This window comes from Dongia deserti (assembly GCF_003574735.1).
In the GTDB taxonomy this organism is placed as follows: Bacteria; Pseudomonadota; Alphaproteobacteria; order Dongiales; family Dongiaceae; genus Dongia_A; species Dongia_A deserti.
In genome coordinates this window covers 87,013-110,389 of the sequence record NZ_QORW01000016.1, presented here as the reverse complement: position 1 = coordinate 110,389, position 23,377 = coordinate 87,013, and the positions used below count along the sequence as shown (strand labels likewise).

General features: G+C 62.7%; 24 protein-coding genes. 20 read left to right on the top strand and 4 right to left on the bottom strand.

All coding sequences use genetic code 11. The features are described 5' to 3' along the window. Positions 1–9: 9 nt before the first annotated feature. From DTX69_RS22555 to DTX69_RS22525, 7 genes are all read left to right on the top strand, one after another. Positions 10–546: a DsbE family thiol:disulfide interchange protein gene (locus tag DTX69_RS22555; protein WP_119303845.1), complete on the top strand. Its 537-nt coding sequence runs from the start codon at positions 10–12 to the stop codon at positions 544–546. After that, the gene (locus DTX69_RS22550; RefSeq protein WP_119303844.1) at positions 543–1,010 is read left to right on the top strand and encodes a cytochrome c-type biogenesis protein; all 468 of its coding nucleotides are present in this window, start codon (positions 543–545) and stop codon (positions 1,008–1,010) included. Before DTX69_RS22555 ends, DTX69_RS22550 begins: the two co-directional genes overlap by 4 nt. Further along, a complete protein-coding gene (gene ccmI / locus DTX69_RS22545) occupies positions 1,007–2,371 on the top strand; it encodes a c-type cytochrome biogenesis protein CcmI (protein ID WP_119303843.1) in 1,365 nt (454 codons plus the stop codon). The genes DTX69_RS22550 and ccmI overlap by 4 nt, the downstream gene beginning before the upstream one ends. Before the next feature lie 164 nt (positions 2,372–2,535). Further along, positions 2,536–3,045, top strand: a complete 510-nt coding sequence (locus DTX69_RS22540) for a membrane lipoprotein lipid attachment site-containing protein (RefSeq protein WP_119303842.1) — start codon at positions 2,536–2,538, stop codon at positions 3,043–3,045. 99 nt (positions 3,046–3,144) lie between these two features. Beyond that, the gene (locus tag DTX69_RS22535) at positions 3,145–3,828 is read left to right on the top strand and encodes an SDR family NAD(P)-dependent oxidoreductase (RefSeq protein WP_119303841.1); all 684 of its coding nucleotides are present in this window, start codon (positions 3,145–3,147) and stop codon (positions 3,826–3,828) included. Between the two features lie 133 nt (positions 3,829–3,961). Then, complete coding sequence (locus DTX69_RS22530; protein WP_162917466.1) at positions 3,962–4,375, top strand: hypothetical protein; 414 nt, start codon at positions 3,962–3,964, stop codon at positions 4,373–4,375. Positions 4,376–4,400: 25 nt separating this feature from the next. After that, the gene (locus DTX69_RS22525; RefSeq protein ID WP_119303839.1) at positions 4,401–5,648 is read left to right on the top strand and encodes a class I SAM-dependent methyltransferase; all 1,248 of its coding nucleotides are present in this window, start codon (positions 4,401–4,403) and stop codon (positions 5,646–5,648) included. On the opposite strand, the gene DTX69_RS22520 is transcribed toward DTX69_RS22525, so the two are convergent. After that, positions 5,649–5,960 (bottom strand): cupin domain-containing protein, encoded by a 312-nt coding sequence (locus DTX69_RS22520; protein ID WP_119303838.1) that lies wholly within the window; start codon positions 5,958–5,960, stop codon positions 5,649–5,651. It lies immediately after the preceding gene. Between the two features lie 98 nt (positions 5,961–6,058). On the opposite strand from DTX69_RS22520, the gene DTX69_RS22515 reads away from it, so the two are divergent. The 9 genes from DTX69_RS22515 (at position 6,059) to DTX69_RS22475 (ending at position 14,731) form a co-directional block, all read left to right on the top strand. Further along, positions 6,059–6,496, top strand: a complete 438-nt coding sequence (locus tag DTX69_RS22515; protein WP_119303837.1) for an Lrp/AsnC family transcriptional regulator — start codon at positions 6,059–6,061, stop codon at positions 6,494–6,496. An 85-nt stretch (positions 6,497–6,581) separates the two neighbouring features. Further along, positions 6,582–7,211: a glutathione S-transferase family protein gene (locus DTX69_RS22510; RefSeq protein ID WP_119303836.1), complete on the top strand. Its 630-nt coding sequence runs from the start codon at positions 6,582–6,584 to the stop codon at positions 7,209–7,211. 156 nt (positions 7,212–7,367) lie between these two features. Then, entirely contained in the window at positions 7,368–8,306 is a 939-nt protein-coding gene (locus DTX69_RS22505; protein WP_119303835.1) for an aldo/keto reductase, read from the top strand. Between the two features lie 251 nt (positions 8,307–8,557). Next, positions 8,558–9,550: a calcium-binding protein gene (locus DTX69_RS22500; protein WP_119303834.1), complete on the top strand. Its 993-nt coding sequence runs from the start codon at positions 8,558–8,560 to the stop codon at positions 9,548–9,550. Between the two features lie 232 nt (positions 9,551–9,782). Continuing rightward, the gene (locus DTX69_RS22495) at positions 9,783–10,748 is read left to right on the top strand and encodes a calcium-binding protein (RefSeq protein ID WP_119303833.1); all 966 of its coding nucleotides are present in this window, start codon (positions 9,783–9,785) and stop codon (positions 10,746–10,748) included. A gap of 204 nt (positions 10,749–10,952) precedes the next feature. Then, the gene (locus tag DTX69_RS22490) at positions 10,953–12,227 is read left to right on the top strand and encodes a PQQ-dependent sugar dehydrogenase (RefSeq protein WP_119303832.1); all 1,275 of its coding nucleotides are present in this window, start codon (positions 10,953–10,955) and stop codon (positions 12,225–12,227) included. Positions 12,228–12,288: 61 nt separating this feature from the next. After that, positions 12,289–12,618 carry a c-type cytochrome gene (locus DTX69_RS22485; RefSeq protein ID WP_119303831.1) on the top strand — a complete coding sequence of 110 codons (330 nt, stop codon included), beginning with the start codon at positions 12,289–12,291 and terminating at the stop codon, positions 12,616–12,618. 272 nt (positions 12,619–12,890) lie between these two features. After that, positions 12,891–13,823 (top strand): hypothetical protein, encoded by a 933-nt coding sequence (locus tag DTX69_RS22480; protein WP_162917465.1) that lies wholly within the window; start codon positions 12,891–12,893, stop codon positions 13,821–13,823. Positions 13,824–13,906: 83 nt separating this feature from the next. Beyond that, positions 13,907–14,731: a sulfotransferase family protein gene (locus tag DTX69_RS22475; protein ID WP_162917464.1), complete on the top strand. Its 825-nt coding sequence runs from the start codon at positions 13,907–13,909 to the stop codon at positions 14,729–14,731. Here DTX69_RS22475 and DTX69_RS22470 read toward each other — a convergent pair. Beyond that, entirely contained in the window at positions 14,698–14,889 is a 192-nt protein-coding gene (locus DTX69_RS22470; protein ID WP_119303828.1) for a hypothetical protein, read from the bottom strand. The genes DTX69_RS22475 and DTX69_RS22470 overlap by 34 nt on opposite strands. Positions 14,890–15,035: 146 nt before the next feature. Here DTX69_RS22470 and DTX69_RS22465 point away from each other — a divergent pair, with 146 nt between their 5' ends. Beyond that, positions 15,036–15,320 (top strand): BrnT family toxin, encoded by a 285-nt coding sequence (locus DTX69_RS22465; RefSeq protein ID WP_119303827.1) that lies wholly within the window; start codon positions 15,036–15,038, stop codon positions 15,318–15,320. Further along, positions 15,307–15,600 (top strand): BrnA antitoxin family protein, encoded by a 294-nt coding sequence (locus tag DTX69_RS22460; RefSeq protein ID WP_119303826.1) that lies wholly within the window; start codon positions 15,307–15,309, stop codon positions 15,598–15,600. Before DTX69_RS22465 ends, DTX69_RS22460 begins: the two co-directional genes overlap by 14 nt. Before the next feature lie 57 nt (positions 15,601–15,657). On the opposite strand, the gene DTX69_RS22455 is transcribed toward DTX69_RS22460, so the two are convergent. Both DTX69_RS22455 and mutS read right to left on the bottom strand, forming a co-directional pair. Next, a complete protein-coding gene (locus DTX69_RS22455) occupies positions 15,658–17,175 on the bottom strand; it encodes a hypothetical protein (RefSeq protein ID WP_119303825.1) in 1,518 nt (505 codons plus the stop codon). 73 nt (positions 17,176–17,248) lie between these two features. Beyond that, positions 17,249–19,918, bottom strand: a complete 2,670-nt coding sequence (gene mutS, locus DTX69_RS22450) for a DNA mismatch repair protein MutS (protein ID WP_119303824.1) — start codon at positions 19,916–19,918, stop codon at positions 17,249–17,251. A gap of 311 nt (positions 19,919–20,229) precedes the next feature. Between mutS and DTX69_RS22445 the strand changes: the two genes are divergently transcribed. Together DTX69_RS22445 and DTX69_RS22440 are read left to right on the top strand one after the other, a co-directional pair. Then, the gene (locus DTX69_RS22445) at positions 20,230–22,500 is read left to right on the top strand and encodes an NADP-dependent malic enzyme (protein ID WP_119303823.1); all 2,271 of its coding nucleotides are present in this window, start codon (positions 20,230–20,232) and stop codon (positions 22,498–22,500) included. Positions 22,501–22,741: 241 nt separating this feature from the next. Further along, positions 22,742–23,350: a glutathione S-transferase family protein gene (locus DTX69_RS22440; protein WP_119303822.1), complete on the top strand. Its 609-nt coding sequence runs from the start codon at positions 22,742–22,744 to the stop codon at positions 23,348–23,350. Positions 23,351–23,377: the final 27 nt, after the last annotated feature.

Here is a 23,377-nt window from a genome sequence, read left to right as displayed (position 1 = left end):
TCATCGATCATGCGCAGACTGGTCTTCCTGTTGCCGATTCTGATCGTCGCCATTCTGGTGGCGGTGTTCTGGATCGGCCTCGATCCGAAGCGGGACAAGAGCGTCCTGCCCTCGGCCCTGGTGGGCAAGCCGGCGCCGATGATCGATCTGCCGGGCCTGCATGAAGGGGCGCCGCGCCTGACGCTCGAGTCCTTCCAAGGCCAGCTGGTGGCCATCAACTTCTTCGCTTCGTGGTGCCTGCCGTGCCGCGCGGAGCATCCGCTGCTGAAGCAGATCAGCGCGGAGTTCGGCGTGCCGATCATCGGCATCGCCTGGAAGGACAAGCCGGACGACTCGCGCGCCTTCCTCGCCGAGCTCGGCGATCCCTACGTCGCGACCGGCACGGATGAGAACGGCCGTACCGGCATCGATTTCGGCATCACCGGAATCCCTGAGACCTTCCTGGTGGATGGCAACGGTATCGTGCGCTATCGCTTTGCCGGGCCGTTGAGTCCCGATGGCCTGCGCAACCAGCTTGCGCCCGCGATCGCGGAGGCGAAGCGATGAGGCGCGTCCTTGCCGTCCTGGCCGTGCTGTGGCTGGGCCTCGCGCCGGCGCTGGCGCAGGAAGTGCAGCTCGCCGATCCGAAGCTGGAGCAGCGTGCACGCGACCTGTCGCGCGAGATCCGCTGCGTGGTCTGCCAGAGCCAGTCGGTCGCCGATTCCGATGCCGACATCGCCAAAGAAGTGCGCGCCATCATCCGCGAACAGATCGGGGCGGGCAGGAGCGATCAGGAAATCCGCGACTACCTGGTCGCGCGCTATGGCGACTTTGTGCTGTTCGATCCGCCCTTCAAGACCTCGACCTACGCGCTGTGGATCGGGCCTTTCGCGATCCTGGTGTTCGCGGCGATCGGCGTCGCGATCTTCTTCCGCCGCCGTGCGCAGGAACCGGCGCGCGTGCGCGAACTCGATCCCGAAGAGCAGAGCCGGGTCGCGCGCCTGCTGAACGACCGGGAGGGCGGCGCATGATTCTGTTCTGGATCATCGCTGGTGTGCTGACCCTTGCCGCCGCTGTCGTGCTGGCGGCGCCCCTCTTCGACACGCGCAAGTTCAAGAGCGAGGACGCCTTCGCGCTCGAGGTCTATCGCGATCAGCTGGCGGAGCTGACTCGCGACGAGCAGCGCGGCCTCCTGACCGCGGAGCAAGCGCGCGCGGCACAGATCGAGATCGAGCGGCGCATCCTGGCGCTGGATGAAGGGAAGAGGTTCCAGCCCGCGCGGCCGCCCAGCCATGCGCTGACGCTTGCCATGGCAGTTATTTTGCCGCTGGCGGGCTTCGGAATTTACCTCTTCCTAGGTTCGCCGCACTTGCCGTCGCAATCGGCGATGGAGCGGCTGGCGGAAGAGCGACAGCGCACGTCACCGGAGATCCAGGCGCTGGAAGCGAAGGTCGAGCAATCGCCTTCGGATGGGCAAAGCTGGATCGAGCTCGGCGGCGCTTACGCCGATGTCGAGCGCGCCAAGGATGCCGCAGATGCTTTCGCCAAGGCGATGGCGCTGGGCCGCAAGGAGCCGGACCTGCTGCGCCAGTACGCGCATGCGGCGATCGTGGCGGCGGGCGGACGCGTCGGTCCCGACGCGCAGCGCGCCTTGCAGCGCGCGCTTGCAGCCGATCCCACCGACCCGACCGCGCGCTTCTTCCTCGCGCTCGCCAAGGCGCAGAACCAGGATGTCGAAGGCGCGCTGACCGACTGGCTGGCGCTCGAGGGGCAACTGCCGCCCAATGCGCCGCTGCGTGGCCTGGTGACGGACAACATCGACAAGGCAGCGCGGCAACTGGGCAAGGATCCCGCCACGCTGCCCGGCCGCGCTGCGGGCGCCGCCCCGGCAGGGCCGAGTGCCGAGGACATGGCTGCAGCGGCGCGGATGTCGCCGGAGGAGCGCCAGGCCTTCATCGAAAGCATGGTCGAGCGCCTTGCGGCCAAGATGAAAGAAAATCCGGACGATCTCGAAGGCTGGATCAAGCTCGCCAATGCTTATGGCGTGCTGGAGAAGCGCGAGGAAGCGCGCGCGGCCTGGGCGGAAGCGGCGAAGCGCGCGCCCTCGCGCATCGACGTGCAGATTGATTACGCGGGATCGCTGATCCAGGGTCGCAGCGATCTTGCCCAGATCCTGCCGGCGGAGTTCCCCGAGGCGGTGAAACGTATCCGCACCCTGGATCCCGAGAACCCGCTGGGCATGTTCTACGCGGGCGTGGTGGCGCGGGCAGAGGGCCGCTCGGAGGAGGCGAAAGCGCTGTGGGAAAAGGTCTTGGCGCTGATGCCCGAAGGTGCCCCCGAACGCCAGCAACTGCAGCGCCAGATCGACAATCTCGGTAAGCCCGCGAACTGACGTCGGTTGCAGACTCAATCGCACCTGCAGCGGATGAATGGATCCAGGGGCTCGCGCTGCGTTTGGCGGGTGACAGTTTAAGTGTGTGACCTGGATCACCCGTCTCACGGGAGCGTGAGCAACGGTGGCCTTGTTTGCAGTATTGGAAGGCGCACAATAGAGCCATGCGACGAACCATCCTGCCCATCTTCGCGATGCTCCTGCTGGCGGCCTGCTCCAGCAACGGCGGCGGCAGCGGCTATGGCGGCACCGGCACCTCCTATACCGACGCGCATTTCCTGAAGGATGATCCGACGGTGATCGAGCTCAAGGTGCGCGATCCATTGCCGGTAACCCAGGTCGTCTTGATCGATCCGACCGGCGCCAAGACGGAAGCCTACGATATCGAGCGCGACCGGCAGACCTATCGCTCCGGTGGCGGGCCGAGACCCAATGTCGGCGTCGGCGTGTTCGGCGGCTCTTCCGGACGCATCGGAACGGGCGTCGGCATCGGCTTCCCGATCTTCTCCGGCCAGTCCGGCGCCACCAACACGGTGGTCGACAGCACCGCCAAGGTGAAGATCAGCAACCCGGTACTCTATCGCTCGACGTGGCAAAACTGGAAATTGCGCGCCGAGCTGGACGACGGGCGCACTAAGCGCACGATCGAAATGGTTCCTCCGAAGCCGCTCTGACGCGCGCGTATCGAATGGCAGCCATGATCGCGCGGCGCTGCGCGGTCGCGCGTGGGCCGATATACTCCAATCGCTGCATGGAACGATCGGAGATCGATCATGTCATCCAATCCACATGCCATTGTGATCGGCGTCGGGCCCGGGCTCGGTGCGGCCTTGGTCCAGAAGTGCCTGACCGAGGGGATGAAGGTCAGCGCCGGCGCGCGCGATCGCGACCGGCTGCGCACGCTGCTCGATGAGCGCGGGCTGCAGGACGTGCCGGCCTTGCGGTGCGATGTGAGTGATCCTGCCAGCGTGGATCATGCCTTCGGCGACGCGATCAGCGATGGCGGCGTGCCGGACCTGATGATCTTCAATGCCAGCGGCTATGCGCGTGGCAGCATCCTGGATCTGACGCCAGGCCAGCTCGAGGCCGCGTGGCGCGTTGGGTGCCTGGGCGGATTCATCGTCGGGCAGGCGGCGGCCAAGGTGATGGTGCCGGCGGAACGCGGCACGATTCTTTTCACCGGTGCGACCGCCTCGCTGCGGGGCAGCGCCAATTTCGCGCCCTTCGCGATCGCCAAGTTCGGCCTGCGCGCTCTGGCGCAGAGCATGGCGCGCGAACTCGGGCCCAAGGGCATCCACGTCGCACATATGCTGATCGACGGCCAGATCGGCACCGCCGAGGGCGACACCAAGCTGAAACCGGCCGACATTGCCGAAGCTTATTGGTCGATTTATCGGCAGCCGCGCAGCGCCTGGACTCTGGAGGCGGACCTGCGTACCTGGGTGGAAAAGTTCTAGAAAAGTCTGTCTACTACCCCCTTGCTCCCAAATGAATGTCGCGGCACCCTGGCCCTGGACTCGGGATCGAGGGGGTACCGAGTCGCTTCATCCGTGCAGATGCCGGACGGCAGGCACGGCGTAGAGGGGACGAATGACAAAATCGCCGTCGAAATCGAGTGACCTGAGCTCACGCCTGCCGGCTTTGGGCGAGCTGCGCCATATCTCCTTCAGCAAGGATGCGCTGGTGATGGCGGTGAAGCTCTACTACGCCGCCACCAAGAAGCCGCTGCCCTCGGGCGTGGTCGAAGGCTGCGAGATCGTCGCAGCACCCGATACGCAAGTCGAGATCAAGATCCGCGACGATGCCAGCGGCGAGATCAAAACCGTGCCGATTTCCGCCGAGATCATCGGTGCGGCCATGATCAATTACTGCCGCAAGGTGAATGTACCCTTGCCGCGCGAAGGCAAGAAGTCGCTGCTGGTGTCCGGCGACAATCTCGTGCTCGTCGTCAACGTGCAGGCCCAGCCGACGAAGTTGTTCCGCACGGGAACGGCTGAGCGCTAGGGCGCGATCCGGCGCGCTCCACCCCATGTCCGATCCGGTCCGACAGCAATATGAGCTCCTACCCTATCCCGCGCGCGACCCGCGCGACGAGGCGCAACGGCTGATCGAAGGCTCGCCCAGCCATCTGCTGGAGCTCAATCACTATCTGTTCGCCGGCGCACGCGACTTCTCGAAACCGTTCCGGGCTCTGGTGGCGGGCGGCGGCACCGGCGACGGCCTCATCATGCTGGCGCAGCACTTGCGCGACAAAGGCTGCCCGGCGGAGATCGTCTATCTTGATCTGTCCAAGGCCTCGCGCGCCATCGCAGAAGGGCGTGCGCGGGTGCGCAGTCTCAACACCATCACCTTCGTGACGGGCTCGCTGCTCGATCTGCCCACGCTCGATCTGGGCCAGTTTGACTACATCGACTGCTGCGGCGTGCTGCATCATTTGACCGATCCGCCGGCCGGCCTGGCCGCGCTCACCGACGCGCTGGCGCCGGATGGCGGGATGGGCGTGATGGTCTATGGCACGCTCGGACGTACCGGCGTCTATCCTGTGCAGGCGATGCTGAAGACGCTCGCTGCCTACGCGCCCGCGCCAGCCTTGACGTCGACGGCGCAGCTCGCGACCGCGCGTGACCTGCTGAAGCAATTGCCGGTCACCAACTGGCTGCGGCGCAATCCGGCGATCGGCGATCATCTGGCCGGCGGCGATGCGGGTTTGCACGATCTGCTGCTGCATGCCCAGGACCGAGCCTATACCGTCGCGGAGTTGGCGGAACTGGTGCGCGGTGCCGGGCTGGAGATCACGGCTTTCATCGAGCCCTGGCGGTACGATCCTGCCAGCTATCTCGGCGATGCCGGCTTGCTGCACCGGTTGGAGCGGCTGGATTCGATTGCCCGTGCCGGGTTCGCGGAGCAACTCGCCGGCAACCTCAAGCGCCACATCGCCTATCTGGTGAGACGGGACCGCGCGCGGGCAGCGGTCGCGCAGCCGGATGATCCCACCATGGTGCCGGTCCTGCGCGCCGACAGCAGCGAACTCGGCGCCTCGCTGCGCGGCCGCAGCAGCCTAAAAGTCACGATCGACGGGCTCGAGGTGCGCTTTCAGGTTCCCCTGCATGCCGCCGACATTCTGGGAGCGATCGACGGCAAACGCACGATCGCGGCGATCCATCAGGCCGTCGCCGGTGCGGTCGGTGACCTGAAGAGCTGGGGTGCATTCAAGCCTGCGTTCGACAGAGTCTACGCGACTTTCAACAAGCTGAACCGCTTGTTCCTGACGCGCTAACTAGACGCTGCCCTTCTTCTCGATCACCAGGATGTGCGCGGGACCGTCAGGGTGCGCGACGTGCTCGTCGCCAGGCTCGGCATGACAGATGTCGCCGGCTCGCATCGCGCGCCGATATTCCTGGCCGCCGCGGCGGTAATGCATGGTGACCGCACCCTCGAGCACGACGAACACCTCAGCGCCATCATTGACGTGCCAGATATAAGGGCGGTCGGTCCAATGCAGACGAACGGTCGCGCCTTCGATCTCGGCGATCGGCAAGGCATCCCAGGCTTTGGTGGTGATAAAGTCGCTTGGTCTCATGAAGTTCATGAGCGAGGTCTAGCAGTGAAGTCAAACGGCCTGTATCGTCATTCTGTCGTGAACCGACCGGCATTGTGACGCGCTTCGCAACGCTTTCCTTGGGGACAATGGCCCGTAAACTGGACCAGACCGATCAGCAGATCCTGACGCTTCTTGCCGAGAATGCGCGGCAGAGCGTGAAAGAGCTGGCGCGTCGCATCGGCTTGTCGCGCTCCGCGGCGCAGGAGCGGCTGGCGCGGCTGGAGCGCGACGGCGTGCTGGCCGGCTACACGATCCGGCGCAACGACCCGGCGGAGGGGAGGGTCGCCGCCTATTTCATCATCAAGACCAGACAGGCGGTGTGTGACGACCTTGCGCCTTATCTGCGCAAGATCCCGGAAGTCGTGGTGTTCGATTCGGTGGCCGGCGAGACCGACGGCCTCGTCGAGGTGGTGGCTGACAGCATGACCCGCTTGCAGGAAGTACGCAGCGCGATCGCCGCTCTCGACGACGTCGAGGCGATAGAGACCTCGGTCATCCTGAAACGGCATTTCAATCGGCGGTGATGAAGGTACGACGAGGTTGTTCTCTCTTCTCCGTCATGGTCGTGCCAGGCACGGTCATGACGAAACAGACGAAGGGGTATTGGATATGAACAACTATCATCTGATCGCCTCTAAAGCCGCGGGGTCGATGATCGTGGAGGCGGCACTCGCCGTGTCGAGACTGCCATACGACGTGGAGATGATCCCCTATCTCGAGCCGGGGCCGCAGCGTGACCGGCTGCTCTCACTCAACCCGCTGGGGCAGGTGCCGACCCTGTTGCTGCCCGATGGGCGCGCCATGACGGAGAGCGCGGCCATCATCCTGCACTTGGCGGACGAAGCACCGGATGCTCAGCTGACGCCGCGGGCTCAGGATCCGACGCGGCCGATGTTCTTGCGCTGGCTCATTTTCATTGTCGCGGCGATCTATCCGACCTTCACTTACGGCGACGACCCGTCGCGTTGGGCGCACGACGAGGCATCCGGCAGACATCTGCGCCAGGCGACGGACGAGCATCGCAAGGCGCTGTGGCGCTACTTCGCGGCACAGAGTCCGTGCAAGCCGTGGGTGCTGGGCGATCGCTTCTCCGCGCTCGATCTCTATGTCGCGGTGATGAACATGTGGCGGCCGGGGCCGGACTGGTTCAAACGGGAATGTCCGGCACTCGCCGCCATCGCCGCGCGTGTATCGGAGATGGATGCGCTGCGCGACGTGTGGAAGAGGAACGCGGGTTGATGCTACTGCCCGAGTCACGCAGGTGCTACCATTCCGCTGTCAGCCCGGCCTTGAGCTGGGATCCATGGTTCAGTCGCACGTGCGACTGTGGAATGGACACGGGCTCAACGCCAGGTGACGGGATACGACGGATTCATCACGCGATAGGAAAAACAAATGGAAAAGCGTCGGCTGGGAAAATCCGATCTCTACGTCGCGCCGCTGTGTCTCGGCGGCAATGTGTTCGGCTGGACGGCGGATGAGGCGATGAGTTTCAAGCTGCTCGACGCCTTCATCGATGCCGGCTTCAACTTCGTCGACACGGCCGACGTCTATTCGAAGTGGGCGCCCGGCCATCACGGCGGGGAATCCGAAATCATCATCGGAGATTGGCTGAGGCGGCGCGGCAAGCGCGATGACGTGATCATCGCGACCAAGGTCGGATCGGAGATGGGGCCGGGCAAGACGGGCCTCTCCAAGGCCTACATCACGCGCGCGGTCGAGGATTCGCTACGCCGGCTCGGCACCGAGTATATCGATCTCTACCAGTCGCATCGCGATGATCCGGACACGCGACCCGAGGAAACGCTGGAGGCCTATAGCGCCCTGATCAAGGCCGGCAAGGTGCGGGCGATCGGCGCCTCCAACTTCACCGCGGAACGCCTCGCCGAATCGCTCGAGGCGAGCGCAAAGCACGGCCTGCCGCGCTATGAGACGCTGCAGCCGGAATACAATCTGATGGTGCGCGATTTCGAGCGGGAGCTGGCGCCCCTGTGCACGCGGCACGACATCGGCGTCATCCCCTATTTCGGCCTCGCCTCCGGGTTCCTCACCGGCAAGTACCGCAGCAAGGCCGACCTCAAGCAGAGCCCGCGCGGCGAGGATGTCGAACAGTATCTGAACGAGCGCGGCTTCAAGGTGCTGGCGACGCTGGACCAAATCGCTGCGCGCTCCGAGGCCACGCCGGCCCAGGTCGCCCTCGCCTGGCTGATGACTAGGGTGACGGCGCCGATCGCCAGCGCCACCAACCCGAAGCAGCTCGCGGACCTCGTTGGTTCGGCGCGGCTGAAGCTCCATTCCTCGGATGTCGCAAAGCTGGAAGTCGCGAGCGCATAAGAAGCCTCCAGAACAGGACGCATATGCCGCCCAAACGCTCAATTTGCCGCCCCCATCGGGCGCTCCACTTGCGCGGCAGGGTCATTGCCTTGCCTGCAAGTTTCCCAACCTTGCGACTGGAGTGTAGGTAGCGCGGGACCTTTGAGGCCTCCGTGATCGCTGTCACGTGCCTTCGGCGCAAACCCTCCCACCTGACTTGGCACCGCGCCACGCAAGCGGCGTAGGCGTCAATCTCTATTAAGGAGGTTCATATGGTCCGCAAGGTTCTTTACGAGTGGCCGCCCAGTTTCCTCAAGGCCGCGACACACATCATCAGCCCGGGTGCGCCGGTGGTGCCCTTCACGATTCTCGGTACGCACAACGACGACATCATCTTCGGCACGCGCCGTCATGACATTATCAACGCCAAGGGCGGCGAGGATGCGGTCTCGGGTGGGAACGGCAACGACTGGATCCTTGGCGGCCGCAGCAATGATCTGCTGAACGGCGATGGCGGCGATGATCATCTCTTCGGCGAGGAAGGAGATGACTATCTGAACGGCGGCTGGGGTAATGACACGATGTATGGGGGAATCGGCTCCGACGCGGGATGGGGCGACGCAGGCGATGACGTGATCTACGGCGAATCCGGCGATGACGGGTTCGGCGGCGCAGAAGGCAACGACACCCTCTACGGAGGCGACGGCAACGACAATCTCGAGGGTGGCACAGGCGAAGACAAACTCTATGGCGGAGCCGGCAACGATGTCCTGGATGACACTAAGGAGTTCGACGGCAGCCCAGGTCACGACTCGTTCTATGGCGGCGACGGGGACGACCAGCTGTTCGCGGCCGGGGTCGAGGACGCGCTCGCCATGAATGCGATCGACGGCGGCGCCGGCTTCGACCGGCTGGAGCTGGTTTCAGACGAAGCCGTGATCTCCAATCTGGGCATGCTGGCCGGATTCACCGAAGGCATCGAGGCGATCGGCCTCAGCCACGACCTCGATACCACCTTGATCGTCAATCCGGCGGACGTACTGGACTTTTCCGACGACAGCAACACGCTCTATATTACCGGCGGCCACGACAGCTTTTTCGCAGTGAACAACTGCAAGATCGACAGCACGGTTGGCGGCTGGACCGCGGTCGGCACGGTGCAGGCCTACAACAATGAGTTCACCCACTACCAGGCGACGGTCAACGGCCAGCAGGTAGATCTCTACGTCGACACTTGGCTGCAGCAGAGCGACCTGACGGTCTAACGCCTGCTCGGCAGCCAATAATTCGCCGCGCAATCTTTCCAAACATCACACCCGGCGTGTCGCACACGCCGGTTTTTTTCCTTCTCGCGCACGTTTTGTTCCTGCGATTAGCTGAGACAAAGCGATGACCTTCGCATGCGTCGTGACGATCGTCATCCTCCTTCGGTCGCCAAGGATATAGTCTTTCAGCTGTTGCGAGCGCCCCACCGGGGCTCCATTCCAGGAGGCGACAATGGCACTGCGGGATATTTACAGTTTCCGTTTGGCTTTGCTGAACAAGGGCCACCTCGTGTTTAATCCAGCTGCCTTGCATTGGCCGTTCTACACCCAGATCGGGACTGACAAGGATGATGAGCTTTTCGGTGGGATTGGCGCCGACATCATCGACGGCAAGGGCGGCGACGATGTCATTTGGGGAGACGAAGGTAACAACTGGATCGAGGGCGGGAGCGGCAACGACGAGGTGACCACTCTTGGCGGCAGCGACCATGTCTTCGGTGAGGACGGGAATGATTTTGCCAATCTCCATGGGGGAGATGACAAGTTCTACGGAGGAGACGGGGATGACGAGGCCGCCGGATGGAGTGGCAATGACCTCATGTATGGCGAGGCCGGCGATGACTATCTTGAGAGCGGCAAGGGCGAGGATACGCTCCACGGCGGTGACGGGAACGACATTTTCGATGAGTTCAGGAACTACGGCGGCGATGTCTTCGAGGTCTCTGGTCCCGATTGGTTCTATGGCGGGAACGGTAACGACCAGTTGTTCGCCTTCGATATCCCAGATGCAGTGCAGATGAACTTGCTCGATGGCGGCCCCGGCTTCGACCGGCTGGAGCTGCAGGTGGACGGCGCCGTCATTGCCAACCTTGATTTGTTAGCAGGGGCCACAACAGGAATCGAAGCGATCGGTCTTAGCCATTGTGTGGGCACCACGCTGTTCGTCGAGCCGCTGGATGTCCTGAACTTTTCTGACGAGAGCAACGCGCTCTATGTCACGGGTTACTTCACTGGCGGTTTCGACACTATTCCATCGCCCAACACCTCCTCGGTGGACAGCGCGAGCAAAGCTTGGACCGAGGTTGGTACGGTCCAGGCCGATGGACATGATTTCCTCCATTACCAGGCGACGGTGAAGGGCCAGCAGGTGGACCTCTACGTCGATAGCTCGCTACAGCAGGCCGGTATCACGTCGTAGGCGCTCGGGCGCGTCCGCCGAGCATCAGCCCGACGTGGCCGTCCGCACGCCGGGCTGCAGCCATGGAGCCAATTCACTGATTGGTCCATGCAGTACTGGCGTACTGCATGGTCGTCAGATCAATAGGCGACAGCCGGTTTCTCGTGATAGCGTTTTCATGGGGGAGGGTAACGAGGGCGCGACAACGAACAATGGGAGGAGCAAATGAGGAATTTGTTGCTTTCGTCCATCGCGGCTGGCGCGGTGGCCTTTGCGGGGCTGGCTCACGCTCAACAGGCGCAGACGGTGCCGACCGAGAATCTCCAGAAACTGAGCGCCATGCAATCGACCGGCACGCCGATGGAGGCGTTCCAGCCGGTTCCGCAGAATGACGAATACGCGGCACAGCTGCGCAAGAACCTGGAGCGCATCAAGCTGCCGCCCGGGTTCAAGATCAATCTCTATGCCGTGGTGCCGGATGCGCGCCACATGGCGGTCGGGCCGCAGGGCGTCGTCACTTTTGTCGGCACGCGCAAGGACGCAATGTGGGCGATGACCGACCGCAACAAAGACGGGGTGGCGGACGAGGTGAAGCGCTTCGCCCCCTCGCTCGCCTTCGACATTCCGAACGGGCCGTGCTTCTCGAGGGACGGCTTCCTCTACATCGCGGAGCGCAACCGCATCCTCGTCTTCCCGGCGGCCGAGTTCTTCTATGAGAGCCCGGACATCGCGGTCGGCGAAGTGGTGAAGCAGGGCGAGCTCATCCCCAAGGAGGAGGAGAGCTTCAACCACACCGCGCGCGTATGCCGGATCGGGCCGGACAAGAAGCTCTACGTGCAGCTCGGCCAGCCCTACAACGTGCAACCGAAGGAAAAGGTGGAGCTCTATGAGAAGGTCGGCATCGGCGGCATCATCCGCATGAACCAGGACGGCAGCGAGAAGGAGGTCTACTCGATCGGCCACCGCAATCCGGTCGGCATGGACTTCCATCCGACCACCGGCGAGCTGTGGAGCAACGACAACCAGGTCGACGGGCTCGGCGACGACACGCCGCCGGGCGAGCTCAACCGCATCACCGGGCCGGGGCAGCATTTCGGCTTCCCGTATCTCAACGGCGGCGTGCGGATTCCCGACTACAAGGACATGGAAGCGCCGGCCGAGACGGTGGCGCCGGTGGTGGAGACGGCGGCGCATGCCGCCGACCTCGGCCTCTTGTTCTATACCGGCAACAAGTTCCCGGCCAAATACAAGAAGGGCGTGTTCACCGCCCAGCACGGCTCGTGGAACCGCACGGTGCCGGTCGGCGCGCGCGTGCTGTTCACGCCGCTCAATGATGATGGCACCGCCGCGGGCGAGCAGGAGGAGTTCGCCGCCGGCTGGCTGACCCAGGACGGCGAATATATCGGCCGGCCGGTCGACATCGCGCAGCTACGCGACGGCTCGATCCTGGTCTCCGACGACTTCGCCGGAGCGGTGTATCGCATCTCCTACAGCCAGTGAGTGGGTTCGGGCCGCGGGTCTCCGTTTACCCGCGGCCCTCTTTCCTTCGGAGTTCTAGTCGATGAAGCCCTTCGTCGTTTCGGTCGCGGCGCTTATCGCCGCTGTCTCGGCCAATACCGCGCTCGCCGCCGATCCCGCCGCCGGCAAGAAGGTGGCCCAGGGCACCTGCGCCGTCTGCCACGGTCTGGACGGCATCGCCAAGGTCCCCGATGCGCCTCACTTGGCCGGCGAGAACGTCGAATACCTCATGCGTCAGCTGAAGGCGTTCAAATCCGGCGAGCGCAAGCACGAACAGATGTCCATCATCGCCCAGTCCATGAAGGATGAGGACATGGAGAACGTCTCGGCCTGGTACTCGCAGATCCAGATCAAGGCGGAGATGCCGAAGTAGAGCGCTATGCCGGCTCGTCGATATTGCTGAGCAGCGGCATCCCGCGATCGCCGCTACGCATGCTGTAGGCCCGGTATTGCACTTTTCAGCAGTGCGGTGTCGACGGCCCGCGCTGCCATCGTGCGCTTTCACGCAGACTCGTTCATCCGAAGCCAAGGCCACAGCTATATCACTCGAAGCCACAGCTATAACAACGGTACAATAAAGACCGAAGCGAGGGATTGACTTGGCAACGCGCCGTGGGCGAGCTCAAAACCAGGGGGACGCAGTTTATGAAGCTCAGTGACTGCGATGTTATTTTGCACCTTGGAGCCCATCGAACGGGGACAACTTCAATCCAGCATGCGTTGAACCAAAACTCCCAAGAGCTCTTTCAAGAGGGGATGATTTGCTTAACCGCGCCTGCGATGGGCGAACATAGTGAAGGCACCGTTCGCCAAGTAACGAAAGCATTGCCCAAGCTGGGAAGGAGATTTGGGCATGTGCTGCACTGGTCCCTTGCAGCTCAGCAAAAGAGTCTCCTTGCACAACTGATGATCGATCGATCCCAGGGAAGGGCGTTTAACTCGGTCATCGTGTCGGAAGAGAATTTCCTGGGCCATGCATTCCCTTTAGGCAGCAAGACCGATCTGTTTTACCCCAATCTCGCCAAGATGCTGCGTGGACTCAAGCGCACCTTGGGATCGAGGATCTCCCGCATTCATCTCTGCATCAGGTCTTACGACACATTCCTGCCATCGTACTACGCCATGCGTGCCATGTTCGGGGAGCGGAACGATTTCAAAAGCATCAAGGCTCGTTGGATGAAGGTTGAGGGCGGCTGGCCGAGTGTGATCGAACGGATCGCCGAACATTTCCCGAATGCGCAGCTTCGCGTGACCACGTTCGAATCTGCAACGCCAGAGGAGACATTCTGGCAAATCATCGGCTCGGAGCGCCTGCGTGGGCGATTGTCATGGAATGTGGAGGTGCACAACCAGTCGCCGACATGTGAGGCAATCCAGGCGGCCATACAGCTGAAGAAGACGCCCAACTTTGATCCGGATGAGGTCGTGCACCAGTACCACGTGCATCGTCATGGAAAGCGATTTGATCCGCTCTCGCCGGACGAAAAGCGGCTGTTGTCTGAGCGATATGCGCGTGATCTTGAAGCCTTGCGTCGAGGGGGCCTCCTCGCGTCTCAGCCCCTGGAAAGGGTCGCATGATCGGCCTAGGCAGACGACTCTACCGAGCCTACCGGCGAACAACGCTGGCCACGTCGTCCTTGACGGAGGCTCGCAGACCGCCCTTGACGGAGGCTCCGAGGGTCGACGGTCACCGGTTCCTGTTCATCGGCGGGCTCCATCGGAGCGGCACTTCGATCATCCATCGTCTATTGAGAGAGCATCCTGACGCCAGCGGGCTGAACGACACCCCCGCGCCAGAGGACGAAGGGCAGCACCTGCAATCCGTTTTCCCGCCCGCAAGGATGTTCGGAGGACCGGGCCGATTTGCGTTCGCCGAAGATGCACACATGATCGAAACATCGGATCGCGTGTCTGAGGAGAACAGACGGAAGCTCTTGTGCGAGTGGGGTCCCTACTACGACTTCAGCAAGAAGGTGCTCCTGGAGAAGTCGCCGCCGAATTTGATTCGTAGCCGATTCCTGCAGGCGATGTTTCCTGGAGCCCGCTTCATCTTCGTTGTTCGGCACCCGATCGCCGTATCCTGCGCGACCAGGAAATGGTCCAACACGCACATGTTGGAGCTGCTTTTCCACTGGTGCGTTGCGCATCAGATACTGATGCAAGATCTGCAGCAGCTGGACCGCGCAATGGTCATTCGATACGAGGATTTCGTGTCCAAGCCGCACGTCTTCTTGAAGGAAATATGCCATTTCACAGGATTGGAGAGCTTTACGCCCCGCGAAACCGTTTCCGATCACAACCAGGAATACTTCGCGCGCTGGAAGAATGAGATCGCTCGATCCACCCCGAACCTCGAAGGGCTGCTGAACGCGGCGCGTGGACCCATCGCAAAATTCGGCTATCGCTTGTCGGAGCCGTTTGTCAGCTCCTGGACACCAGAAGAATTGGAGCGTCAGAGCATCTCTTCCAGCGACCAAGCGCGATAGTTGTCGTTTGGAAAAACTCCAACGCCTCCTTCGGCCCTGAGCTCATCCGGGTTGGTCTCCGCCAGCGCGCGTTCCAGGACGGCATGCGCCGCCGATCCCTCTGCCGGCAACAAGATCGCCCAAGGCACCTGTGCCGTCTGCCACGGCTGGACGGGCATCGCAAGAATCCCGATGCGCCGAAAGTAGGAGCTCTTTTTGCTTGTCTTCTCAGATGGAATATCACTATAAGTAGCTGACGGGGTCTCTGCGCGATAGAGATCTTGTTCGGCATTGTAAATACAGATATGTAGGCATATATTTATAAATGCGGTTCACGTGGGATCCGCGAAAGGATGCTGCCAATCGGCAGAAGCACGGCGTCAGCTTCGAACTGGCGAGCCGCGTGTTCGACGATCCGAACCACATCAGCATACAGGATCGCCATGAAGGCGGCGAAGAGCGATGGCAAACAATCGGCCTGATCGGCCCGATAGCGATCTTCATGGTCGCCCACACGTATGAGGAAGACGATGGCGAAGAAGTCGTCCGCATCATCTCGGCGCGCAAGGCCACGAAAGCGGAGCGCAGGCGGTACGATGAGCGCACGTGAACGGCGGGAGCTGGCTGCGCTCGAGAAAATGCCGGACTCGGCGATCGACACCAGCGATATTCCGGAAGTGACCGACTGGAGCAAGGCGCAGGTCGGCCGCTTTTATCGCCCGATCAAACAGCCGGTGACGATCCGACTCGATGCCGACGTGGTTGCGTGGTTCAAGGCGACGGCGCCGCAGTATCAGACGGCGGTGAACAAGGTGCTGCGGGAACATATGGAGCGGAATGCAGCGAATGACTCTTCGTCGCAGCCGAAGGCGAAGAAAAAACGGGGATAAGAGAAGTCGAGTCTGACCCCAATTCTCCGAGAAGCAAACAGCCGCGCTCGGGCAGGATTAGATTGCCTCCACAGTCGAGAACAAGTCCTTGTAATCACCCCCGAACAACGGCTTGACTTTGATGTTGTCGCCAAATCTGTGATGGTTGTAACTGGACCAGTTCCAGTCTCGCATCTCGGCATCTCTCACTTTCCCGTCCCAATAGTCCCTCAGCCCTACGAAGTTGGCACACTGCAAACCAGTTTCGAGGTCAGCAATGCAAACGACGGAGTATGGTAGTTCTTCAGTTATTTCCACCGGTAGGTTTGATTCTTTTAGCTGCTCAACAACCGCGTTATGGAGCAACTCCCGAATTTTTGGTCCAAACATAAACCAGTTCTCGAGGGTCACGACGGCAGGAAGTACTGCAATCGCCTCCCTAAATGGAAAGTGAGGATATAGCCCATCGCGATAGTCCGCGATGGCCTTGTAGACTTGAACAACACCAGAAGCGAGGCTAGCTATATCTGACTCAAGAGGCCCAATCTCATTCAGAGCTGCTTTTGCGTCCCAGGAAAGCCTCTTCGCCTTGCATTCAAGAAACAGGGCGAAATCTCCCTCAGCTAAGATCCAGTCCACAGAATCGCGCTGAAGGGCTTTGTGTCCGTACCGTTGTTCGGCCAGCACTGTGCTGTCTGGACGGGATATCGAGCGCGAGATCACTTCGCCCACATAAGCTTGATAGGATCGCCCAAACGCATCGCCAAATTGCTTATGTTTGCACAGTGAATAATAAAGCCCGCCCGTGATTCTCCAAAACAAGAGTGCCACGACGGGGCATACGATCGCGTCGTTGCCCTCCCATGGCATCTGGATCAAAGGAAAAGCGCGAAGCGAATTGAATGCATACGCGAATCGATCGTCAAACACCTGCTCCGATTTCAGTATCTCGCGAATCTCGTTCAGCGGCCGAGAGCAAAAACTGACAAACTTCGTTATGTCCTCATTGTTGAGTTGTTTGATCTCCGAATTGACCGGAAGGGCGACGGTCGGGCTGCCGAAAAAGTGCCCTAAGAAACACATACCGCACAGATATATCGTTTGAACTGACATTCCCGTCTGCGACCGGCATATCTCATCGATCTGCGGAGTATCGAATATCTTCAGATATCTCATCAAAGCCGTGGACTTCATCGGATGCGCCTGCCAGATGAACTGGCGATGAGCTATCCGGTTTAGCTCAAGCATGATGTTCTTACCCGGCCCCTGCAGTGCATAGAGCGTGTCTTCGAGTTCCCTGAGCTCGTTCATTAGCTTCGCAAGGCTGCGCCACTCTCGCAGCGTCTTGCCCCTTGCAGATCGGGTGCCGCCATGAATAAGCACTTCTTTTGCGATCAGCTCTAACTGCCACGGTGGGATTACCACCTCTGGCATGGGCGCATTCAGGAATTGAGTGCCCATCTCTATGTCGCCCGGGGGTTCGAAACCTCTAATCTGCATGTAGTTAATGTAGGCCCAGAGAACGCGAAGAGCATCCTCCCGACCGAGTGTCGAGATCAGATTGCGAAAGGGCTTGTAGATCGAAAAGGCGTTCATGACCCAGCCAATCCACCCAACGACATCCGAAAGAGCGTTGCAGTCTAGACTTGGGTCCGATTCGCGTGAAAGCTCAGTTTGAGTATCCTCTTAGGCGGTACAGCACCTCCAACGCCTCCTTCGGCGTCAGTTCGTCGGGGTTGATCTCCGCCAGCGCGCGCTCTAACGCGCTCGGTTCGGAGGCGCCCGTGGGCTTCGAGGCGGTCGAAACGACGGCGGAGAACAGGGGAAGGTCGTCGGCGAGGCGCGTCAGCGCGCTCGCCTGTTCGCCTTGCTCCAAAGTGCTTAGCACTTCCTGCGCCCGCGCGATCACCGCCGCGGGCAGGCCGGCGAGTTCCGCGACGTGGATGCCGTAGCTGCGGTCGGCGGCGCCGGGGGCGATTTCGTGCAGGAATTTCACCTGGCCCTGCCATTCCATCACTTTCATGGTGTGGGGCTTCATCTCGGGCAGGCGGGCGGCGAGGCTGGTCAGCTCGTGATAATGCGTGGCGAATAGGGCACGGCACTTGTTCATCTCGTGCAGGTGCTCGAGCGTCGCCCACGCAATGGAAAGGCCGTCGAAGGTCGCGGTGCCGCGGCCGATCTCATCCAGGATGACCAGCGAGCGCTTGGTCGCTTGGTTGAGGATGGCAGCGGTCTCTACCATCTCCACCATGAACGTGCTGCGTCCGCGCGCCAGGTCGTCGGCGGCGCCGACGCGGCTGAACAATTTGTCGATGACACCAATCTCGGCGCGCCCCGCCGGCACGAAACTTCCCATCTGCGCCAGGATGACGATGAGCGCGTTCTGCCGCAGGAATGTCGACTTGCCTGCCATGTTGGGGCCGGTCACCAGCCATAGGCGCCGCCCGTCGCTCAAATCGCAATCGTTGGCGACAAAGGTGTCAGCGCCTGTCCTTTTCAGCGCCGCCTCGACGACGGGATGTCGGCCGCGCTCGATGCGAAACACGCCGTCGCGCAGCACGTGCGGGCGTGACCAGCTCTCCATTTCCGCGAGCTCGGCAAGGCCGGCCGTGACGTCGATGAGGGCGAGCGCGCCGGCCGCTTTCGAGATGCCGTCGGCGCGCGCAGTCACCTCGGTGACGAGGTCGGCGAACAAGCGCAATTCGAGCGCCACCGCCTTGTCGGCGGCCTGCGCGATCTTTGTCTCGAGCTCGCCCAGCTCGACGGTGGTGAAACGCGTGGCATTGGCGGTCGACTGGCGCTGGATGAAGCGGCCATCCGCTTTCACCTTGTCCGCTTGTGTGCTGGTGGCCTCCACGAAATAGCCGAGCACGTTGTTGTGCTTGATCTTGAGCGAGGCGATGCCGAGATCGCTGCGATAGCGCGCCTCCAGCTCCAGGATCAGCTTGCGTGAATCATCGCGCAGGCTGCGCCACTGATCGAGATCGGGCAGGTAGCCGTGCGCGATGAAACCGCCGTCGCGTGCCAGCAGCGGCAGGCTCTCCGCCAACGCGCGGCCCAAGCGCTCGATCAGATCGCCGTGATGGCCGAGGTCGGTCAGCGCCTGCTGCAGCAAGGGCGGTGGCGACCCGAAGCGCGCTTCGGCGAACAGCGTTTTGATGTCCACCGCGGCTTTGAGCCCATCGCGGATGGCCGCCAGATCGCGCGGGCCGCCTCTCTCCAGCGACAGGCGCGAGAGCGCACGCTCCAGGTCCGGCGTTTTCTTGAGCTGGGCCCGCAGGTCTTCGCGCAGCCGGGTTTCGCTCAGCAGATGCGCGACCGCATCCTGCCGCGCGGCGATGACGGCGATGTCGGTCAAAGGTGCCGCGAGCCATTCGCCCAGCAGCCGCGCGCCGGCGCCGGTCACGGTGCGGTCGATGATGGAGAGCAGGCTGCCCTGGCGTTCGCCAGAGAGCGTGCGCGAGAGCTCCAGGTTGCGCCGCGTCGCGGCATCGATCTCCAGGATCGCGCCAGCGCCGATCCGTGCCAGTTGGCCCAGACGCGGCATCTTGCCCTGCTGGGTCAGCTCGACGTAATCGAGGATCGCACCGGCGGCCGCCAGCTCCCCGCGGGTGAAGGCGCCGAACGCATCGAGCGCCGCCACCTTGTGGAAGCTCTGCAGGCGGAGCCGCGCATTCTCGCTATCGAAGCGCGCATTGGGCAGCGGCGAGAGTGCCGACTTCCATTCCTGGAACAGCTCGTAGAGATCGCTCTGCAGGAGCAAGCGCTCGGGCAGCAGGATCTCCGTCGGGTCGAGACGTGCCAGCGCGGCGGGCAGCGCCTTGCGCTCGATTGCCTGGGCGCGGAACTGGCCGGTCGAGATGTCGACCCAGGAGAGACCGAGCGTTCCACCCGCATCGGCCAGGGCGCAGAGATAATTGTGGCTGGTTGCGTCCAGCAATCCGTCTTCGGTCAGCGTGCCGGGCGTAACCACCCGCACGACGTCGCGGCGCACCACGGATTTGCTGCCGCGTTTCTTGGCCTCCGCCGGGTCCTCCACCTGCTCGCAGACGGCGACCTTGAAGCCCTGGCGGATCAGGCGGTTCAGGTATCCTTCGGCGGCATGGATCGGCACGCCGCACATCTTGATCGGCTCGCCCAGATGCAGGCCGCGGGTGGTGAGCACGATGGAGAGCGCCGCCGCCGCCTTCTCGGCATCCTCGAAGAACAGCTCGTAGAAATCGCCCATGCGGTAGAACAGCAGCGCATCCGGATGCTGGCGCTTGACCGCCAGATACTGCGCCATGAGTGGTGTCGTGGCGGCGTCCATGGCGTCAGGGGTGCGCTGGGAGTCAGACATGATACGGCGCCCCCAGTGCTACGTTTCCACCACCTCTTCTCCTGTCACCCAGGCCTTGAGCCGGGGTCCACCGGACTCGCAAGTGCGGGCGGATGGATGGGTCCCGGGTCAAGCCCGGGGTGACAGTGGAGGGGCGGCGGAGGGGGGTGCGTCCCAAGGCGACAACATGCGCATGCTTCCCGCGGCAAACGCCCTCAGCCCCGCCAACCCTTTGCAACGCGCGCAAATTCATGCCAGCCTGATAGTTCGCCCTGCCGAAAGCAGGGAATAACGACGTTCCTGGGAAACCAAGGGGAGCCCTAAGCCTTTCCATGTCCACCAATAAGCCGCGCATCACCGAAGAGGAAGCGCTTGTTTTCCACAGCACGGGCCGGCCGGGCAAGCTCGAGATCATCGCCACCAAGCCGCTGACGACACAGCGCGATCTGTCGCTGGCCTACTCGCCCGGCGTGGCCTGGCCATGCCTCGCGATCGAGAAGGATCCGACCACCGCCTACGACTACACCGCGAAGGGAAACTTCGTCGCCGTCATCTCCAACGGCACAGCGGTGCTGGGCCTCGGCGATCTCGGCGCACTCGCCGCCAAGCCGGTGATGGAAGGCAAGGCGGCCTTGTTCAAGCGCTTCGCCGACATCGATTCCATCGACCTCGAGATCGACACCAAGGACGTCGATGCCTTCGTCAACTCGGTGCGCTATCTCGGCCCCGCGTTCGGCGGTATCAACCTCGAGGACATCAAGGCGCCGGAATGTTTCATCATCGAGCAGCGGCTGCGCGAGCTGATGGACATCCCGGTGTTCCATGACGACCAGCACGGGACAGCCATCATCGCGACCGCGGGCCTGATCAACGCGATGCACCTGACCGGGCGCAAGCTCAAGGACATCAAGATGGTGGTGAACGGCGCGGGCGCAGCGTCGATCGCCTGCGTCGAGCTGCTCAAGCGCATGGGCCTCCCGCACGACCAGACCATCCTGTGCGACACCAAGGGCGTGATCTATCAGGGCCGCACCGAGGGCATGAACCAGTGGAAGTCCGCCCACGCCGCCGCGACCAAGGCGCGCACGCTGACAGAGGCGATGGAAGGCGCCGACCTGTTCTTCGGCTTGTCCGCGAAAGGCGCGGTCACGCAGGACATGGTGCGAAGCATGGCGCCGAAGCCGATCATCTTCGCCATGGCCAACCCCGATCCGGAGATCACGCCGGAGGAGGTGAAGGCCGTGCGCCCCGATGCCATCATCGCGACCGGGCGCAGCGACTATCCGAACCAGGTCAACAACGTGCTCGGTTTCCCCTACATCTTCCGCGGCGCCTTGGACGTGCGGGCGCGCACCATCAACGACGAGATGAAGATCGCGGCTGCGGAAGCCTTGGCCGCGCTGGCGCGCCAGGACGTGCCTGACGAGGTCGATGCCGCCTATGCCGGCAGGCGCCTGCGCTTCGGCCCGGAATACATCATTCCTGTGCCGTTTGATCCGCGCCTCATCTCCTACGTGCCGGCGGCCGTCGCCAAGGCGGCAATGGATAGCGGCGTTGCGCGCCGGCCGATCATCGACATGGAGGACTACAAGGCGAGCCTTGCCGCGCGGCTCGATCCGGCCGCCGCCTCCATGCATCTCATCTTCGAGCGGCTGCATTTGAATCCTCGTCGCGTGGTGTTCGCGGAGGGCGAGGAGGAGCGGGTGATCCGCGCCGCGCTGGCCTATCGCTCGGCGGGCTACGGCACGCCGGTGCTGATCGGCCGCACCGAGCGCATCCGCGACACCATCAAGCAAGCGGGCCTGGGCGAGGCGGCGGGGCTGGAGATCGTGAATGCCGCCAATTCGCCGCACAACAAGGCCTATCACGAAATGCTCTATGCCAGGCTGCAGCGCCGCGGCTCGCTGCTGCGCGACGTGCAGCGCATGGTGAACCAGGACCGCAATGTGTTCGGCGCCTGCATGGTGGAGGCCGGTCATGCCGACGCGATGGTGACCGGCACCACGCGCAGTTTCGCGGTCTGCATCGAAGACGTGCTGCGGGTCATCCCGGTGCGCGAGCATCAGACCCTGATGGCGATCTCGGTGGTCGTGGCGCGCGGCCGCACCGTGCTCATCGCCGACACCTCCGTGCACGAATTGCCGACGCCCGAGCAGCTCGCCGATTTCGCGGTGCAGTCCGCCTCGCTCGCCCGGCAACTGGGACATGAGCCGCGCGTCGCGTTCCTGTCCTTCTCCAACTTCGGCAACCCGCCGCGCGAAAAAGCCGAGCGCATCCGCGAGGCGGTGGGGGTGATGGACGCGCGCCACGTCGACTTCGAATACGAAGGCGAGATGCAGGCCGACGTTGCGCTGGATTATGGGCTGATGAAAGGGCTCTATCCCTTCACGCGATTGTCGGGACCCGCCAACATCCTCATCATGCCGGCGCTCCATTCGGCGAACATCACGGCGAAGCTGATGAAGCAACTGGGCGAGACGGTGATCGGCCCGGTGCTGGTCGGCCTGGCCAAGCCGGTGCAGATCGTGCAGATGGGCGCCACGGTGAATGATATCGTGACCGCAGCGGCCTTCGCAGCGCTCGCGACCATGGTGCATGCATAGGCAGCAATGGCACGCATTCATGGTGCGCCAAGTCCCATGGGTGGTGCAGAGGATTCGATGGTGGCGGTCCGTTCGTGACCGACGCGCTCGCGGGTTGCGATGAAGCCATCGCATCGGCCGAAGCCAAGGACTGGATAGGGAGCTGCACGATCTCGATCGCGCCATGCCGGAGCATACTGACAGAATTTGTCAGCATAGCGGTCTATGAGTCCTCCGCTGCGATCAAGCATCGGAGGAGCTCATGTATATTCTCTATCACTTCCCATATTCGCAGCACGCGCGGCGCGTCGTGTCCCTGCTGGAGGCGGCGGGGCTGCCGTATGAGCTGCGCCATGTTGACATGGCGAAAGGCGAGCATCTGTCAGCAGCGTATCTCGCCACCAATCCCAACCATCAGGTGCCGACGCTGCTCGATGGCGATCTCAAGCTCCATGAATCGAACGCGATCCTGCGCTACCTCTGCCAGAAGCATGCATTGACCGACTGGTATCCGTCCGACCTCGCGCACCGGGCGCGGGTGGATCAGTGGCTGGACTGGAACCAGTGCCGCCTGTCGCCGGCAGTGATCGACGTCGTGCGCAACAAGGTCTTCCTGGGCGACAAGGGCGACAAGGCGGCGATCGAGCGCGGCGAGGCGCGGCTGCGCGAACTTGGCCCGATCCTGGAAGAGGGACTCGGGGCGGACGACTTCCTCACCGGTGCCAAGTCCACCATTGCGGACCTGTCGGTCGCGTCCAACCTGTTCCAACTCGGGCTGGCAGAGGCCATTCCGCCGGGCGAGCGCATCGCCGCGTGGTATCGCCGGATCGGGGCGTTGGAGGGTTTCCGCAGATCATTGCCGCGACAATAACGCGGCCTCGCTGAAGCGCACGGAACC